Genomic DNA, 15,914 nt, shown 5'->3' with positions numbered 1-15,914 from the left:
GTTCCCTTCTTTCTATACTTTTTCAGTGCCACCGATCGCCGTGCTTCTTCACGTAGTGTGTAAACACATAGCGCCAAGGAATGACGAAAGGAAAAATCACGACCAGCAAGCAGGATGAGGCCGTCGCCCAGGTTGACTCATCCATTTGACCGGAGAACCACAGTGGGAGCGCAACAACGATCAGCCAAATCGACTTCCATACCAATTCCCATAGAAGTAAAGGCAACATTTGCAGCGGATACCGCAGTCCTAGAACTGAAAGAGCCGAAAAGGCGGCCAGCATGCAGGCGACCACTCCTTCCATCAGTTCCCACGGCTCTTCTTGGTGGATGACTCCAGGCCATACCACGATACCGAGTCCCACGATGATAAGAAGGTACAGTCCCCTCAGTAAATAAAGACGAAACAACGAGACCTCGTTCATTCTAACAGCCCTGTTAGCATCCATTTGTTCCGTCTCCTTTTTTGAATTTATTTCGTTACAGTGATGACCACGTTCCCCTTTTTGTGTTTTTTCTCAACGTACCTATGAGCATCGGGAATCTGTTCAAATGAATAGCTTCTGTCTATGACCGGCTTGATCTTACCAGCCTCAGTAAGCTCTTTCAGAAGGATTAGATCTTCAATACGTTGCTTTTCTGACATGTCCACACTCACATATTTCCCGTTCGGGTGAAGCACCTTCTTGCATGTTGATTTTGTTATTTTCGATGTTTTTTTCCCAACGGCATCAAAGATTAAATCAAAACGTTCTTCACTTGCTGTGAAATCCTGTTTCGTATAATCAATTACTCTATCGGCGCCTATAGATTTCACCATTTCAAGATTCGTAGTACTGCATACCCCTGTTACATCCGCCCCATAATATTTGGCAAGCTGTACCGCATAAGTACCTACACTTCCAGACGCTCCATAAATCAGTACCTTCGTTCCACCCGTGATATTTCCTTTTCTAAGATAACTTAACGCGGTAATTCCCCCAACAGGAACAGCGGCGGCCTCCTCATAGGTGACATTAGTCGGTTTGACGGCTACCATTCCATCTTCAGATAGACATCTGTACTCGGCATATGCACCAAAGCTAATACCAGTGCATGCAAAAACTTGATCACCTTTCTCAAACCGTGTTACACCTTTGCCTAGGGCTTCAACTTCTCCAGCTAACTCAAATCCTAAGATTTGTACTTTTTTGGGCCTTAAAAGACCATTGTAAAGTCTTGCTAGGTATGGGTCAGCCTTCCGCATACGCCAGTCCCCTGCAGTTACCGTTGTCGCATATATTTTCACCAATATTTCATTGTCCTTGGGTGTAGGTTTTTCTACCTCTTTCAGATGAAGAACATCGGGAGATCCGTATTTGGAGTAGACCATTGCTTTCATATTTATCCCCTCCTACTAAACATAATTCTTCTTCATCCATCCCGTGATACTGAGACCCTCTAATTCATGTAATTCTTCCACATCAGCCATTCTAAGTAATGAACCCTCTTTGATCGCAATGAAGCTGTCCAGTAATGATTCGATTTCCGTAGTCTCGTGACACGTCATGATTAATGTCTGAGATTCCAAGTCAACATAAGAAATCATTCCTCTAACGATGGATTCCCGCACCATAGGGTCAAGTCCGGAAAATGGCTCATCCATCAAAAGGTAGGGTACTTCTCTGGCCAAAGTAAGCATGATTTTTAGTCGACCGCGATTTCCTTTGGAGAGATTTTTAATTTTCATATCAGGCTCCAGCTGCATAAACTTCATGATTTCATCCGCTTTAGCCATGTTAAAGTCAGTAAACTGGGAAGCTTGAAAATCCATTGCTTCTTTTACTGTGTATATGTGATAAAAAGAACCAACCTCCGATAAATAGGAAACGACTTTGCTGATTCTTCGATTGGCTCTTTCTCCATTTACCGTTACACTCCCACTCGTGGGAAGGGATAGTCCGGAAATAAGTCTGAGTAGCGTTGACTTCCCACTGCCGTTCTCACCCACAATGCCAATGATTTTACCTATAGGCAAAGATAATGAAATGTCCTTAAGTGCAGACTGTTTCATATATTTTTTAGAAACATTAGTCATTTGAATCACGCTGCTCATCTCCTATCTCAAATTTGTCTAAGTGGTCTTTCAGCCCTGAAATCATCTCAGATGAGCTGTATCCCATTTCCTGCATGACCTCGACGAATAACTGTATCTGCTCATGTTTCAAATGTTCTCGTTGTTGAACCAACCGATCTTCTTGTTCCGTAACAAATGTACCTTGGCCTCTTCTCGTTTCCAGAATGCCTTCACGCTCTAACTCACTGTAAGTACGCTGAATTGTGTTTGGATTAACACTGTATTTTATCCCCATATCACGGACAGAAGGAAGCTTCTCCCCTGCTTTCAATTCTTTGCTTACAATTTGTCGATTAATTCGATCTGCTAATTGCAGATAAATTGGCTTTGAAGCATTAAAGTCATCCATCGTTTACACCTCAACTTTGTTGTCCATGATCCACGCGGTCAGAAAGAACACTCCAATGATAATAATGAAGTTATAGAGATATTCTCCTGCATAGGTTTGTAAAGGATCTATTGAAAATGTAGGGAAATCATAGGTAATGTTCCCCCATCTAGTTACTAATCGATATAGATTAGTGGATTCGAATAGGGCAGATGCCCAAGGTGGTATGATAACAGCCCCAATAACTACTAACCAGCTCCAACGCCCGATTGTATTCTTAACAAATTGGAATAGCGCCCAAAGAAATAACACCCAAACGCCAATTGCTGTAGAGATCATAATAATATGGGGGAAAATGATTAATGCTGATATCCAAGTATCCGCCCAATACGCTTCAAATAAGTTGAACTTAGGTATAACCAGCAATCCCGACATCACATATAACATCAATAAGGAAATCACGATCATAATAAGCCCGTTTACAATTTTACTAATTAACAATGTAGAAGCTGGTTGGGGATTATGCAGCCACAAATGCAGCTGATTCACCTCTATCCTCAAACTGATAAACACAATAATCGGAACATATAAAGCATGAAAAACAACAGCAACTACTAAAGGAATAAACATAAGCAATGTATTACCTGCTATCGTCCCCAAATATATCGTCAACATTACCATCAACAAATTAATTACAAGTCCTACGAAAAACACGGTTCTTGTTAATTTAAAATCTTTTTTCAATAAAGCTGCCCATGCTCTCATCCCGATCTCCCCTTCTCAATGAATTGAACCAATGAATTAGTGTACTACGGCAATAATACACTAATTCATCGATTCATGTAAATAGGCAATAAAAAAAAAGAAGCAACGAAGGAAAAACCCTCATTACTTCCTGTGTACGTATTTTCGAGTAGTTCTAATTCATCTCCTCCATTTTTGGCGATTCATAATGAGTGCGTATTTCGCGATTTTTAGCATATATGTATAAGTCCAAGGCTGCGATTACTCTAAGGGCCATTTTGACAAATAACACAAACGCGCATAACCCCATTCCTACTGTCACTAACCAGATAAATATTGAAAAAAAACCTAAACCCCCAACGAAAAATGTTCCTGAACTTGTTGACATCCTACTTCATCTCCTTAGTAATTTTTGGTGGAACATTCCATACAGGTTTTCGTATTTCTAATTAAAGGGGATGATCTAATGTTTGTATTTATCGGAGTCCTGTTAATCGGAGTCCTATTAATCGGATATGGCATATTTGCTATCCGTAACCCTACGTTTGGGTGGCGCATGAGTGAAGGATGGAAAGTCAAAGGGGACTCGGAGCCAAGCGAAGGGTATATACTCTCTATGAAATTCGGTGGCCTGGTAGTTATAGTAATGGGGTCATTTTTCTTAATAGTTAGCCTTCTAAAACTACTGCTCTAATTCCCCTTGTATTTCCAGAGATCACTTCGACAAAAAAACGAGCCGCTGACAGCTCGTTTTTTCAATTCATATCCTATTAACCAATTAGGAGTGCAATATTTCCCTCTTGTTTACCTTAACACCCGATAAAGATTGATCAAACATATCGAGGATATATAGAAAACGTTCAGCTTCACGGAATACATGATCCGCCAACAACGGATGAATGATGCTTTTTATCCGGCATTCTTCGATTAAATCACGTGCTGTTTTCTTGAAATCACGCAATGACTTCACTGATACTCGATTCTCATCAACAAACTGACTCAGTAAGGGGACGGTCTGAGATTGCGGACGCATACTGCTCAAATCAGCAGCTTGGAACATCAGCGTATCAAAGTCATTACTAAACTCCTTGGCTTGATCGACCAATTTACGTTCGGATGGATCCAGCAGATGCCCGATAAATTTAGCGTGATCAGCCATGATTTTTAGGAAAAAGACATTTTCATCGATAATAGCATCCGGTAATGGTTCTAATGTTCCTGAATTGAGTTCATCCAAGCGGTTCCTGAAATAATTAGCCTCCCTGCTTACATGATCGACTAACAAAGGAAAATTAGTTCCTCCCGGAAGTTTGCACTGCAGTATAAGCCCTAGCACCATTCTTTTAAATGCCCAAATATTAGTCGTTGCAACACGAACCTCTGTATTAAAGTCCTTAATCATGTTTGGATCTGCATCCATTTGGTACTCATGCGACCTTCTCTCAATATTCTCAAATATAGTATAAAAACGATTAGCTTCGCTTTTAAGTTGAGTATCCTCAGCTCTAAAGCCCAACCCAAGAAAAAGGGCATGCTCTTTCATGATTCTGGACCAAAACCTTATTTCATCTAATGAACGGGCAACAAAAACGTCCAAACTTACTCCCCCTTCGCAAAATATCACTTGCTACAGGTATATGGAGTTATTTTGTCCATTATGTTATCCGAATTCATCAGCTGGTTTACCTCTCTTCATACTATCTACACATTTTAGGTGTATAAATGAAATATAAAGCTTTGAGGAGGTGACTTAATAATGGGTTCAGTTATAGCTCAATGCATACATACCTGTGGTGCACATGGTACCGAACTGGCTAACTGTATTTTAATGATGCTGGGAATCAAATAAAATTCTTATTGAAGTCATACAAAAAAGCACCCTGTTTAGGGTGCTTTTTTTACGGGTTCTACTACGCCTCGATTTCCATATGAAAATTCCCTTCAACGAACCCCACCCTTTTCTCCATACACTTGTATGTAAGCCCCTAGGAACTTCTGGCCTCCTGTATATGAATATAGTTAATTCCTTGCGAAGTCAATTTAGCTTCACTGGTATGGGCTATAAGTGCTTGATTCTTCTTCCCTTTTCCGCGCGAAAAACTAATATTGTGGGCCAACTTATTCTCTACTATCTGTTGTAAAGCGCTGTGAAATCCGTCTAAGGTTGCTCCTTCAAAGTCTCCTAATACCGGTTCTTTACCAACTTCAATGATCTTGAGAATTTGATAGATTAATGTCTTTGTGGCAGCCATATTTGTCACCTCCATGTTTACCATTATATTCGACAACGATGATAGCTTACCTCTTTTTTCCAAAATAACTAAGAAAAGCGTTCTCATTTGATACTTATTTGTCTTTTTCATTCTGTCAGTTCCTATTTCATTCATTTTTATGATTGATTTCTGTCTCAATATATTCTACAATAAGCTCATAAACGCGCGTTTATGAAAGAGGGGACACCATGCGCAGCGAAGATATAGCTAAGTTGGCCGGGGTTTCCCGTAGTACGGTATCCCGTGTGATCAACAATTACACCAATGTCCCTGAAGAGACTCGTGCCAAGGTGTTGAAGGTCATTGAGCAGCATCAATACGAACCGAATAGCTTTGCCCGTGCTCTGGCCGGCAAGAAGACGGATACGATTGGGCTGTTCGCAATCAGTATGAGTGAGAAGGAGAACACGACCCGGATTTATCAGAATAATTACTTCGCTCCCTTCGTCGATGCGGTAGTTGACACGGCGAATGCACGCGGATGTTATGTACTGATCCATACCGTATACTCTCCCGATGATTTCCTGAAGGTGAAGCAGGCTTTCCTGCAGAAACGGATTGACGGCGGCATCATCGTCGGCACTCAGAAGGATATCAATATCGTTCGGGAGATGGTAGGTTTGAACTCCCCGCTCGTCCTTATTGATTATGACATTTCAGAGATTATGGCTGAGCATCTAGACCGTAATCATCTGGCCATCGTGAACTCTAAAGACTACGAGGGTACGACAGAAGCTATCGAATATTTGATAGGTTTGGGCCATCGGGAAATCGGCATGATCTGCGGACAAATGAATACGTATTCCGGACGGGAACGTTATATGGCTTATGAGGATACGTTGAAGAAACATGGCCTGCCTCTGAATGAAAGGTTCATCCTGAAAGGTGACTTTTTGAAAGAGTTGGCTTATGAGGAAATCAAGAATCTGCTGACATCAGGAGAATCCTTGCCGACCGCGTTCTTCTCTGCCAACGATGATATGGCCATATCGGTAATGGAAGCGTTATCGGAGCATGGAATATCTATCCCTGAGGATATGTCCATTGCCGGATTCGATGATATCCAAATGGCATCCCGTATTCAACCCAAGTTGACCTCTGTAAAACTGCCGATTTATGAAATGTCCAAGGCTGCCGTAGAAAAGGTTATTGAGCTGTGCGATTCAGAGCAGCCTACCTTTAGTACAATCAGCTTCCCGGCGCGGCTGGTCGAAAGAGATTCCTGCCAGCACCCGAAGAAGTAGCAACCTTCGAGAGAGAAGTATTTAAATGTATGAACCCTTCCCTTCCCCGAGGGACTTTTTTCCCGCCAAAATAAACGCGCGTTCACAATCGAAAGGAGACTTTTCACTCATGAAATTCGGAACCTTTGACGACACTCGTAAAGAGTATGTAATTAACACCCCAAAAACGCCTTACCCTTGGATCAACTACCTCGGCAACGAGCAGTTTTTCGGCCTGATCTCCAACACTGCCGGGGGTTACACCTTCTACCGGGATGCCCGGATGAGAAGACTTACCCGTTACCGGTATAACAATATTCCACTGGATACAGGCGGACGCTACTACTATCTGTATGACGACGGTGATTTCTGGACCCCGGGCTGGATGCCGGTTAAGCGCGATCTCGATTTCTACGAGTGCCGCCATGGTCTGGGCTATACCTCCATCACTGGCGAACGTAATGGCATTTCCGTAAATCAGCTCGCTTTCGTACCGATGGGACACAATGCTGAGGTGCATCGTCTTGTGGTGAAGAATACCGGCACAGAGAAGAAATCCGTGAAGCTGTTCTCTTTTGCCGAATTCTGCTTATGGAACGCACAGGACGACATGACCAACTTCCAGCGCAACCTGAGCTGCGGTGAGGTGGAAGTCAAGGATTCTGTCATTTATCACAAAACCGAATACCGCGAACGTAGAAACCACTACGCTTTCTACTCGGTAAATAAAGAAATCGCCGGCTTCGATACAGACCGCGAATCCTTCGTAGGCATGTACAATGGCTTGGATGCTCCGCAGGCAGTTGCTGCCGGTGAAGCTACCAATTCGGTAGCCAGCGGCTGGTCGCCGATTGGTTCCCATGCCCTGAACATCACGCTGGAACCAGGCGAAGAGCAAAGCTTCATCTTCGTGCTCGGCTATATCGAGAACCCTGAAGATGAGAAATGGGAAGCTCTGAATGTCATCAACAAAAAACCGGCTCTGGCTGTCATCGAACAGTTCGCTACTGACGCTCAAGTAGACGCTGCTCTAGCTGTTCTGGCTGCACACTGGGACAACCTGCTGTCCAAATATCAGATCCAAAGCGGTGACGACAAGCTTAACCGTATGGTTAACATCTGGAATCCGTACCAATGTATGGTTACCTTCAATATGTCCCGTTCTGCTTCATACTTCGAATCCGGCATCGGCCGCGGTATGGGCTTCCGGGATTCCAACCAGGACTTGCTCGGCTTCGTGCATCAAATACCTGAACGCGCTAAAGAGCGTATTCTGGATATCGCAGCTACCCAATTTGAAGACGGCAGTGCTTATCACCAGTATCAGCCGCTTACGAAAAAGGGCAACAATGAAGTCGGTACCGGCTTCAACGATGATCCACTTTGGTTGATCTTGGGAACAGCTGCTTACATCAAAGAAACCGGAGATACGTCCATTCTGGATGAGCAAGTTTCGTTCGACAGCGATCCAAATAACACAGCTACCCTATTCGAGCACTTGAGACTTTCCTTCGAACATGTAACGAATAACCTCGGACCTCATGGCTTGCCGCTGATCGGCCGTGCGGACTGGAATGACTGTCTGAACTTGAACTGTTTCTCCAAAGAGCCGGGTGAGTCTTTCCAAACGACTGCCAACATTGAAGGTCGTGTAGCTGAATCCGTCTTTATCGCGGGTCTCTTCGTCTTCGTTGGTCCAGATTATGCTGAAATTTGCCGGATGCGCGGACTTGATGATGTTGCCGTTGATGCGGAAAACAAAATCAAGAACATGAGTGAAATTACTTTGACACACGGCTTCGACGGCGACTGGTTCCTGCGCGCTTATGACCACTACGGCGACAAGATTGGCAGCAAGGAAAATGAAGAAGGCCAAATCTTTATCGAGCCGCAAGGCATTTGTGTTATGGCCGGTATCGGCGTAGAGAACGGTAAAGCTGAAAAAGCCCTTACGTCCGTTCAAGAACGTCTGGATACTAAATACGGTATCGTCTTGCAACAACCTCCTTATTCCAAGTATTATCTTAACCTGGGTGAAATTTCGACGTATCCACCAGGATACAAAGAAAACGCTGGTATTTTCTGTCACAACAACCCGTGGATAATGATAGCTGAGACCATGCTGGGCCATGGCGACAGAGCATTTGAACTGTATACAAAGATTGCTCCTTCCTACTTGGAGGACATTAGCGAAATCCACCGTATGGAGCCTTATGTATATTCGCAAATGATCGCCGGTAAAGATGCAATCCGTCACGGTGAAGCGAAAAACTCTTGGCTAACCGGTACCGCTGCTTGGAACTATGTAGCGATTACCCAATCCATTCTCGGTATACAAGCGGATTTCAACGGGCTGAAGGTTGATCCTTGTATCCCTACAGAGTGGGACAGCTTCGAAATCACCCGCGTATTCCGCGGAGATACGTATGTAATCCAAATTAAGAACCCGAACCATGTATCTAAAGGCGTAGCAAGTCTCACGCTTGACGGAGTAGCTGTTGAAGGCAACATCATTGCTCCTGTGGGCGACGGCGCTGTGCATCAAGTAGTTGTAGTCCTTGGCTAAAATGCGATAATTCATAAGTTAAAAAGCAATAATTCGTAAGTTAAAAAGCAACCCGGCCCATCCGCTAAACAGCGGTAAGGCACGGGTTGCTTTTTTTTATGAGATATATAGATTATGCTTTGTCTTCAGGTATCCATACCTTCATCTCTCCGCTACCGCGGTTCCCCCATAAATAATACGGAACAGCTTTTATAGCAACCGTTTCAATCGGTGCCTTCTCCGTTCCATACAGCCCCCCGGTCCATCCCTGTTGATCTATTCGTGAGCCGCTCCCTTCAACCACTACCGCACCGCCTAGCAGCGTCTCGTCAAACGTTTCAGTGAAGGTTCCACCTTCGCTTAAGGAAATAGAGCTTAAAGGTTCCCCATTATCTGCACCTTCGAGGCAATACACCAGCGGTCCGCGCTGAATGGCGACTTTGTGAGCATCCGCCCTCAAGTTCGGATGGGCATATATACGATGCGCCTCCATAGGCACCTGTGCCTCGATCACATCCCCAGCTCTCCACGTTCTGAGGATAATCCGGTATCCCTGCTCAACACTTTCATCCATCGAGATCGCCGCTCCATTGATTCTAATCTCCATTCCTTTACTCCATGACGGAATACGCAAGGCAAGCCCAAACTCAGCTTCGGCTGCGGGATTAACCTTCATTGTGACCGTCCCATCCCACGGAAACTCAGATTGCTGATGTATGCTAACTGCCGTACCTCCCAGCTCCGTTACCACTTCGCTGCCAATATACAAATTGGTGTAAAGTGTATCCCCGTGGGTCGTGTAAATAAACCGGTTAAGCGAGGTTAACAAGCGGGCTACATTAGGCGGGCAGCAGGAGCAGCCGAACCATCCTTGGCGCTCGGATTTAACATGATGCTTGCCGGGATTGCAGGTGCAGGCTTGAGGCCACACTTCCAGCGGATTCACATAGAAATAATGCTTACCATCCTGAGCCATAGAACCCAGTACATTGTTATATAGAGCCCGTTCCATAACATCCGCATATTGGGCATCCGGGCTCAGTCTCAGCATTCTTTGTGCAAAAAAGATTAGGCCGATTGAAGCGCAAGTCTCTGCATATACCGTATCGTTAGGCAGATCGTAATCGAACGTAAACGCTTCGCCTATATGCGTAGAACCGATCCCTCCAGTGATATACAGCTGCTTGTCAGCCATATTGTTCCACAATCTCACACAAGCATTGTATAGCTCCTTATCACCTGTAATAGCAGCTAGATCAGCCATAGCCGTGTACATGTAAACAGCGCGGACCGAATGTCCAACTGCCACCGTCTGCTCTCTTACTGGAGCGTGGGACTGGTTATATTTTAAATCCAAGCTGTCCGTCTTCATCCCGCTCCAATGGCTGTTCCGCCCGCGCTTCTCCCATTCCTGCAAAAGAAAATACGGCGCTTGCCCTCTCTCGTCAATAAAAAAGCTGCTAAGCTTCAGATACTTCTCTTCCCCTGTAAGACGGTACAATTTAACGAGCGCCAGTTCAATCTCCTGATGACCATCATAGCCCTTAAGCTTCCCTTCCTCCGGACCAAAAACAGAATCAATATAATCTACCATTCTGCACATAATGTCCAACAGTTTTCTTTTACCAGTGGCTTCATAGTACGCAATAGCAGCTTCAATAAAATGACCGGCACAATAAAGCTCGTGACACTCGTTCAAGTTGGTCCAGCGTTTCTCCGGCTCTTTAATTGTAAAATAAGTATTCAAATACCCGTCAGCCTGCTGAGCCTCGCCAATCAGATCGATAAGCTCATCGGCCTGTTGCTCCAGCTCGGAATCACGTTTGATGCTCAAAGAATAACCTACAGCTTCCAGCCACTTCGCCAAATCGCTGTCTTGGAAAACCATTCCTCCGAACTCGCCCTTCTTTCGGCCTGCTGCAATCTCGAAATTAGATACCGCATAGCTCGGCTCGGCTTCCGGTACTCTGTCATGCAGAGCCTCATATTGATAAGGAATTACCACATCCTGAACCAGACGAATGTAACGGCCCCAAAAGTTATCCTGAATAGTCACCTGCTGAGGAGAACCTCCTATGCCAGGATGAATAGTGTTAGTGGACGCTGCGTCGTTCCCTATTTTGCTCATGAAATCTCCCTTTCAGTTATCCTATTTTGTACTCGCTAATTGAAATTATAGACTGTAAAATAAATTAAAAATACAATCATAAGCAACCGTGTTTTTGCACTATTTCACACAAATCAAAGGAGCCTCTTTATGGAAAATAACCCTTCATACATTCATCTGGCCGCCCCGCCGTTTCCTTATTTTCTGGAATGTGACCGCACTGTATATCAGCCTGGAGATCAACACCCAAATCGGAAACGCATTGGTGTATTTGACTTACTTATTGTGGAACAGGGATGTTTATTTATGGGTGAAGAGAACAGCCAGTGGGAGGTGCCGGCTGGTCACACGTTACTACTGCTCCCGGATCATTATCACTATGCCGTCAAACCATGTGAGGAGATTACCACGTTTATGTGGGTCCACTTTCATACGGTTGGGGACTGGGTTCAGGCGGAGGGTGATCCTGCTTATATCAACCGTGAAGCACACTTGCGGCAGTTTCTCACACATCCCTATACTATCCGAGTGCCGCAATTCGGACCACTGCCTGACTTTTTGGAGCGTAAAGCCCAACTGGAGATGCTGCTGCAGCTGTCCAGTGGACGACGCTCCCATGCGGTGTGGCAGCAGCAGCGTATTTTTGAAGAGCTGCTCCGAATGATGGATCTAGCCCAGCATGATTCTGCTGGAAGCACCACTGCAGGAATAGCCGAGAAAACGGAGGCCTATATTCGTAATCATTATGCGGAACCGATTACCAACGCCTCTCTCTCAGATGCCCTCCATTTTCATTATAATTACCTTGCCCGCTGCATGAAGCGTGTCTACGGTCTCACTCCCATGGAGTATTTAACAGACTACCGTTTGGAGCAGGCTAAATTACTGCTGCTCAAAACAGAGATTTCCATATCCGGGATTGCAGAGCGTGTCGGTTATGAGAGCACCGCTTATTTTTCAAGGCGTTTCGCCCATAAAACCGGAATATCTCCGCTTCGCTTCCGCAAACGCTATTCCCGTTAACTGGCGGCATTTGGTCTGGCCCAGCAGAATAAGAAAGACTCCTGCGGACAAGCTATAAGCGTTCATAACTTATCTATAAAGGAGTGTGCTAACATGGGTATTCTAGACGGTAATCCGAAGGACGAGCCGATGCATTACGGTGAAATATCGGGTCTGTGGCAGTATTCCACCGCAGCCAAAGCGATGTTCTCCAGCCTGCAGGCCTACCGTTACCATGCGGGGGATAAAGACTTAAAAAGAGTCATTGATGACTTTATAGATCTGGCCCACCGGGAAATTAAAGATTGTGACAAGCTGCTCAAAGATAACGGAATTCTTCCTTCCCCTGCTCTGCCGGACCGTCCGACCGCTAAGATGGAGGATATCCCTGTGGGTGCACGGTTCTCTGATCCTGAAATCGCAGCCATGCTATCTGCAAACGTTGCCGTGGGTCTGGTTCACTGCAGTCAAATCATGGGCATGTCCATCCGTGAGGATATCGCCGCACTTTTCTTAAAGACGCATACCCTTAAGGCAAATTTGGGTCTCTCTATTCTAAGACTAACTAAAGAAAAGGGCTGGCTTGTTCCCCCTCCGCTTCAGGTAAATAGGGAACTGGTAAATGCTTAATCTTATTCTCAAATCCTGCGAAAGCAGGATTTTTTAGTGTGCAACCCCCAAAATATATATTGAAAGTACTTCTTGCAGCAAGTTTCTCCAAGGATAAGCATATTCATAAGACATGCCTTAATGTGGAGATGCTAAATATGCAAACATGGCTTACATACGTTGTTATTCTTGTGGGGAGTTTACTGATTGCAACAGGAACTAACTTCTTTTTGGTTCCCTACAAAATTCTGGATGGGGGAATTATTGGGATAGCTCTTATTCTCAATTATATGACCGGAACCAAAATCGGATTATCTATCTTACTGTGCAGCTTGCCGATACTCCTACTAGCTTGGTTCAAAGATCGGGAGCTCATTTACAGCAGCCTGTTGGGTCTACTATGTTCTTCGTTCCTAATCGAGGTTACAGGACCACTCAAGTACTACTTTTTGTATTATATTGAGTTAGGCTCCATCTCCTCCGCTATCATTGGCGGTTTTCTAATGGGAAGCGGTTTGGGGTTAATGCTGCGCTTTAAGGCTAGTACAGGGGGAACAGATTTTCTCGCTCAATTTATGAAGAGGTACATTCCGATCAATGTCGGACTTCTGATCTTTTTGACAGATGCTGTGATTATTAGTGCTGGCGGTTTACTCATTTCTAAGGAAACTTTCCTGCATTCAATCTTAACCATAGCCTCCGGCGGAGTGGCAACAGGCTTATGCACCCTCGAAACCTGAACGTAATGGAAATAAGTATGCATATACACGATCATATGTTCGTATTATAATGATAATAAATCTGCTAAGCCCTCACCTTGGAGCGTGTGAACCATGAAAAAAGAACGTATCATTATGCTGTCCGACTGCCAAAGCTTCTATGCCTCTGTTGAGAAAGCCTCTAATCCCCAGTACAGCAATCTACCGCTGGTCGTTGCCGGAGATCCGGCCAGACGGAGCGGAATTGTACTGGCGGCTTGCCCGCTAGCCAAGGCCTTCGGCATTACTACGGCTGAAACCTTGAAGGAAGCACTGACCAAATGCCCTGAGCTGATCGTGGCCAGACCACGGATGCAGCATTATATAGATGTTTCCGCCCAAATCACAGACATTTTGCGTAAATACAGTGATTTGGTGGAGCCTTATTCCATCGATGAGCAATTTATTGATATTACAGGCAGCCTGTCCTTATTCGGCAGCCCACGGCAGATTGCCGTAGCTATTCAGGATGTAATTCGCAGGGATACGGGTGTGTATACTCGAATCGGCATCAGCTATTCCAAGGTTACCGCCAAGATGGCCTGCGATTTATGGGCGAAGAAGAACGGCAACGGCCTGTTCTCTCTTTCCAAGGAGCAGCTTCCGGCATTGCTATGGCCGCAGCCCATTGGTCAGCTGTTCATGGTAGGCCGCCGCATGTCAGCCCATTTCCAAAGCATGGGCTTAACTACCATCGGGCATCTGGCCCAAATGCCTCTGGCTGAGCTAAAGTGGCGGATGCGCGAGAAGTTCCGCAAAAAATGCGACATTGATGCAGAGCTGTACTGGCGAATCGCTAACGGTATGGACGATAGCCCGGTGAATCCGGCCACCTATGAGGCAGCACCCAAAAGCGTCGGGCATCAGATGACCCTTCCCCGGGATTACCCCACGTTACCGGAGATTAAGACTATACTCTTGGAACTATCTGAGTTGGTATGCAGACGGTGCCGTAACCTGAAGGTTAACGGTGCAGTTGTATCCGTCGGCTGCCAAGGCGCCAGCTTCGATCAACCTACTGGTTTTTCGAGGCAGGTCACCATGAGTGACCCGACAAATGCCACCAATCTGGTATATGAAGCAGCCGTAGCCCTATTTCGGGTACATTGGGATGGTCAGCCCGTACGCCGGGTCCACCTCAGTCTCTCCAATCTTAGCGATGAGAACCAGTACCAGCTGACGCTATTCGAATCACGCCCCCGCTACCGGGAACTGGAACGGGCCACCGATGACTTAAAGGATAAATACGGCGATACCATTATTGGACGGGCCGCTTCATTTACCGGTTCTGGGCAGATCAAGGAACGCGCCGGCAAGATCGGGGGACATTATAAATAAAATTTGACTGGAAAATTATTAATTAATGGGATAAGGGTTGATATTTTCGAACAATGAGGCGACAATCGTAAGATATAACATTCTAGGGGAGGGTCGAAAGAAGTTGGACAGCACAGGCTACAACAGCAATACTTCTATACATGAAATTATTGACCTCTGCCTTCTAGCCGGAAAAATCATGCTGCAGAGCGGTGCGGAAACTTACCGAGTAGAGGATACTATGACACGTATGGCGGCATCTCTCGGATTCCCGGGAGCCCATAGCTATGTAACGCCAACCGTTATTATGTTCACTACCAGCAGGATCGAACCCGCTAAGCTGTTCCGAATCGCGGAGCGGACAACGGATTTACAAAAGGTATCCGAGGTCAATGACATCTCACGCCGTCTCAGCGAACGCCAAATTACAGCTGCTGAAGCGCGCGAGCGCCTCAGTGAGGTAGATGACGCTGCCCATGCTTATCCTATTTGGCTGCAAATTGCTGCCGCAGCACTAACGGGTGCCTGCTTCACTGTGATGTTCAAAGGAAGCTTGTGGGACGCCCTCCCGGCGTTGTTTATATCAGGATTAGGATATGGAGCGGTGATTTATTTGCATTGGATTGTACAAGTAAGATTCTTTGCAGAATTCTCCGCCTCATTCCTAATAGGTCTTCTCGCCTTTTATTCTGTCCAGGTAGGCTTAGGGCAGGAAATGGATAAAATTATTATTGGTTCTGTAATGCCATTAGTGCCAGGGCTGCTCATCACAAATGCGGTTCGTGATTTAATGGCTGGCCATTTGGTCTCAGGTCTATCCAAAGGAGCCGACGCTTTTTTGACGGCGTTTGCGATCGGAACCGGGATCGGTCTAGTACTCTCACTTTTTTAAT

At 45.3% G+C, this 15,914-nt stretch carries 17 protein-coding genes; 8 read left to right on the top strand and 9 right to left on the bottom strand.

Annotation, left to right across the window (positions count from 1 at the left end; translation table 11 throughout):
* Window positions 1–22: 22 nt before the first annotated feature.
* The 6 genes from J2T20_RS06835 to J2T20_RS06810 all read right to left on the bottom strand — a co-directional run bounded on the left by J2T20_RS06835 (window position 23) and on the right by J2T20_RS06810 (window position 3,575).
* Entirely contained in the window at window positions 23–448 is a 426-nt protein-coding gene (locus J2T20_RS06835; protein WP_307586846.1) for a hypothetical protein, read from the bottom strand.
* 23 nt (window positions 449–471) lie between these two features.
* Window positions 472–1,380, bottom strand: coding sequence for an NAD(P)-dependent alcohol dehydrogenase (locus J2T20_RS06830; RefSeq protein ID WP_307586844.1), 909 nt, complete (start codon window positions 1,378–1,380; stop codon window positions 472–474).
* Window positions 1,381–1,395: 15 nt separating this feature from the next.
* A complete protein-coding gene (locus J2T20_RS06825) occupies window positions 1,396–2,076 on the bottom strand; it encodes an ATP-binding cassette domain-containing protein (RefSeq protein WP_307587216.1) in 681 nt (226 codons plus the stop codon).
* The gene (locus J2T20_RS06820) at window positions 2,069–2,464 is read right to left on the bottom strand and encodes a GntR family transcriptional regulator (RefSeq protein ID WP_307586842.1); all 396 of its coding nucleotides are present in this window, start codon (window positions 2,462–2,464) and stop codon (window positions 2,069–2,071) included. Before J2T20_RS06820 ends, J2T20_RS06825 begins: the two co-directional genes overlap by 8 nt.
* Window positions 2,465–2,467: 3 nt before the next feature.
* A complete protein-coding gene (locus J2T20_RS06815) occupies window positions 2,468–3,208 on the bottom strand; it encodes a hypothetical protein (RefSeq protein ID WP_307586841.1) in 741 nt (246 codons plus the stop codon).
* A 154-nt stretch (window positions 3,209–3,362) separates the two neighbouring features.
* Window positions 3,363–3,575 carry a hypothetical protein gene (locus tag J2T20_RS06810; protein WP_307586839.1) on the bottom strand — a complete coding sequence of 71 codons (213 nt, stop codon included), beginning with the start codon at window positions 3,573–3,575 and terminating at the stop codon, window positions 3,363–3,365.
* A 78-nt stretch (window positions 3,576–3,653) separates the two neighbouring features.
* Between J2T20_RS06810 and J2T20_RS25715 the strand changes: the two genes are divergently transcribed.
* Complete coding sequence (locus J2T20_RS25715; protein WP_373457764.1) at window positions 3,654–3,881, top strand: DUF6199 family natural product biosynthesis protein; 228 nt, start codon at window positions 3,654–3,656, stop codon at window positions 3,879–3,881.
* A gap of 84 nt (window positions 3,882–3,965) precedes the next feature.
* Here J2T20_RS25715 and J2T20_RS06805 read toward each other — a convergent pair whose 3' ends face one another.
* Window positions 3,966–4,784 (bottom strand): DUF2935 domain-containing protein, encoded by an 819-nt coding sequence (locus tag J2T20_RS06805; protein ID WP_307586837.1) that lies wholly within the window; start codon window positions 4,782–4,784, stop codon window positions 3,966–3,968.
* A gap of 388 nt (window positions 4,785–5,172) precedes the next feature.
* Window positions 5,173–5,439, bottom strand: coding sequence for a hypothetical protein (locus tag J2T20_RS06800; protein ID WP_307586835.1), 267 nt, complete (start codon window positions 5,437–5,439; stop codon window positions 5,173–5,175).
* A 209-nt stretch (window positions 5,440–5,648) separates the two neighbouring features.
* On the opposite strand from J2T20_RS06800, the gene J2T20_RS06795 reads away from it, so the two are divergent.
* Both J2T20_RS06795 and J2T20_RS06790 read left to right on the top strand, forming a co-directional pair.
* Window positions 5,649–6,704 carry a LacI family DNA-binding transcriptional regulator gene (locus tag J2T20_RS06795; protein ID WP_307586834.1) on the top strand — a complete coding sequence of 352 codons (1,056 nt, stop codon included), beginning with the start codon at window positions 5,649–5,651 and terminating at the stop codon, window positions 6,702–6,704.
* 109 nt (window positions 6,705–6,813) lie between these two features.
* Window positions 6,814–9,249, top strand: coding sequence for a GH36-type glycosyl hydrolase domain-containing protein (locus J2T20_RS06790; protein WP_307586832.1), 2,436 nt, complete (start codon window positions 6,814–6,816; stop codon window positions 9,247–9,249).
* Between the two features lie 112 nt (window positions 9,250–9,361).
* Here J2T20_RS06790 and J2T20_RS06785 read toward each other — a convergent pair whose 3' ends face one another.
* The gene (locus J2T20_RS06785; protein ID WP_307586830.1) at window positions 9,362–11,356 is read right to left on the bottom strand and encodes a glycoside hydrolase family 127 protein; all 1,995 of its coding nucleotides are present in this window, start codon (window positions 11,354–11,356) and stop codon (window positions 9,362–9,364) included.
* A gap of 129 nt (window positions 11,357–11,485) precedes the next feature.
* Here J2T20_RS06785 and J2T20_RS06780 point away from each other — a divergent pair, with 129 nt between their 5' ends.
* From J2T20_RS06780 to J2T20_RS06760, 5 genes are all read left to right on the top strand, one after another.
* Window positions 11,486–12,358 carry a helix-turn-helix transcriptional regulator gene (locus J2T20_RS06780; RefSeq protein WP_307586828.1) on the top strand — a complete coding sequence of 291 codons (873 nt, stop codon included), beginning with the start codon at window positions 11,486–11,488 and terminating at the stop codon, window positions 12,356–12,358.
* Window positions 12,359–12,451: 93 nt separating this feature from the next.
* On the top strand, window positions 12,452–12,967 hold the full coding sequence (locus J2T20_RS06775; RefSeq protein WP_307586826.1) for a DUF3231 family protein: 516 nt from the start codon (window positions 12,452–12,454) through the stop codon (window positions 12,965–12,967).
* A 137-nt stretch (window positions 12,968–13,104) separates the two neighbouring features.
* Window positions 13,105–13,686 carry a YitT family protein gene (locus J2T20_RS06770; protein WP_307586824.1) on the top strand — a complete coding sequence of 194 codons (582 nt, stop codon included), beginning with the start codon at window positions 13,105–13,107 and terminating at the stop codon, window positions 13,684–13,686.
* Window positions 13,687–13,779: 93 nt separating this feature from the next.
* Window positions 13,780–15,042 (top strand): DNA polymerase IV, encoded by a 1,263-nt coding sequence (locus tag J2T20_RS06765; RefSeq protein WP_307586822.1) that lies wholly within the window; start codon window positions 13,780–13,782, stop codon window positions 15,040–15,042.
* Window positions 15,043–15,145: 103 nt separating this feature from the next.
* The gene (locus J2T20_RS06760; RefSeq protein ID WP_307586820.1) at window positions 15,146–15,913 is read left to right on the top strand and encodes a threonine/serine exporter family protein; all 768 of its coding nucleotides are present in this window, start codon (window positions 15,146–15,148) and stop codon (window positions 15,911–15,913) included.
* Window position 15,914 lies beyond the last annotated feature (1 nt).

The sequence above is a fragment of the Paenibacillus wynnii genome (assembly GCF_030812855.1).
Lineage (GTDB): Bacteria > Bacillota > Bacilli > Paenibacillales > Paenibacillaceae > Paenibacillus_AQ > Paenibacillus_AQ wynnii_A.
Note: the sequence above shows the minus strand (reverse complement) of the source record. Positions and strands in the feature narration are given on the sequence as shown.

Bases quoted from the DNA above. Each gene is read 5' to 3' on its own strand.
- J2T20_RS06780 (WP_307586828.1), top strand. From the start codon at position 11,486: ATGGAAAATAACCCTTCATACATTCATCTGGCCGCCCCGCCGTTTCCT.
- J2T20_RS06830 (WP_307586844.1), bottom strand. From the start codon at position 1,380: ATGAAAGCAATGGTCTACTCCAAATACGGATCTCCCGATGTTCTTCAT.
- J2T20_RS25715 (WP_373457764.1), top strand. From the start codon at position 3,654: ATGTTTGTATTTATCGGAGTCCTGTTAATCGGAGTCCTATTAATCGGA.
- J2T20_RS06800 (WP_307586835.1), bottom strand. From the start codon at position 5,439: ATGGCTGCCACAAAGACATTAATCTATCAAATTCTCAAGATCATTGAA.
- J2T20_RS06825 (WP_307587216.1), bottom strand. From the start codon at position 2,076: ATGACTAATGTTTCTAAAAAATATATGAAACAGTCTGCACTTAAGGAC.
- J2T20_RS06810 (WP_307586839.1), bottom strand. From the start codon at position 3,575: ATGTCAACAAGTTCAGGAACATTTTTCGTTGGGGGTTTAGGTTTTTTT.
- J2T20_RS06765 (WP_307586822.1), top strand. From the start codon at position 13,780: ATGAAAAAAGAACGTATCATTATGCTGTCCGACTGCCAAAGCTTCTAT.
- J2T20_RS06795 (WP_307586834.1), top strand. From the start codon at position 5,649: ATGCGCAGCGAAGATATAGCTAAGTTGGCCGGGGTTTCCCGTAGTACG.
- J2T20_RS06790 (WP_307586832.1), top strand. From the start codon at position 6,814: ATGAAATTCGGAACCTTTGACGACACTCGTAAAGAGTATGTAATTAAC.
- J2T20_RS06775 (WP_307586826.1), top strand. From the start codon at position 12,452: ATGGGTATTCTAGACGGTAATCCGAAGGACGAGCCGATGCATTACGGT.
- J2T20_RS06820 (WP_307586842.1), bottom strand. From the start codon at position 2,464: ATGGATGACTTTAATGCTTCAAAGCCAATTTATCTGCAATTAGCAGAT.
- J2T20_RS06770 (WP_307586824.1), top strand. From the start codon at position 13,105: ATGCAAACATGGCTTACATACGTTGTTATTCTTGTGGGGAGTTTACTG.
- J2T20_RS06835 (WP_307586846.1), bottom strand. From the start codon at position 448: ATGGATGCTAACAGGGCTGTTAGAATGAACGAGGTCTCGTTGTTTCGT.
- J2T20_RS06815 (WP_307586841.1), bottom strand. From the start codon at position 3,208: ATGAGAGCATGGGCAGCTTTATTGAAAAAAGATTTTAAATTAACAAGA.
- J2T20_RS06785 (WP_307586830.1), bottom strand. From the start codon at position 11,356: ATGAGCAAAATAGGGAACGACGCAGCGTCCACTAACACTATTCATCCT.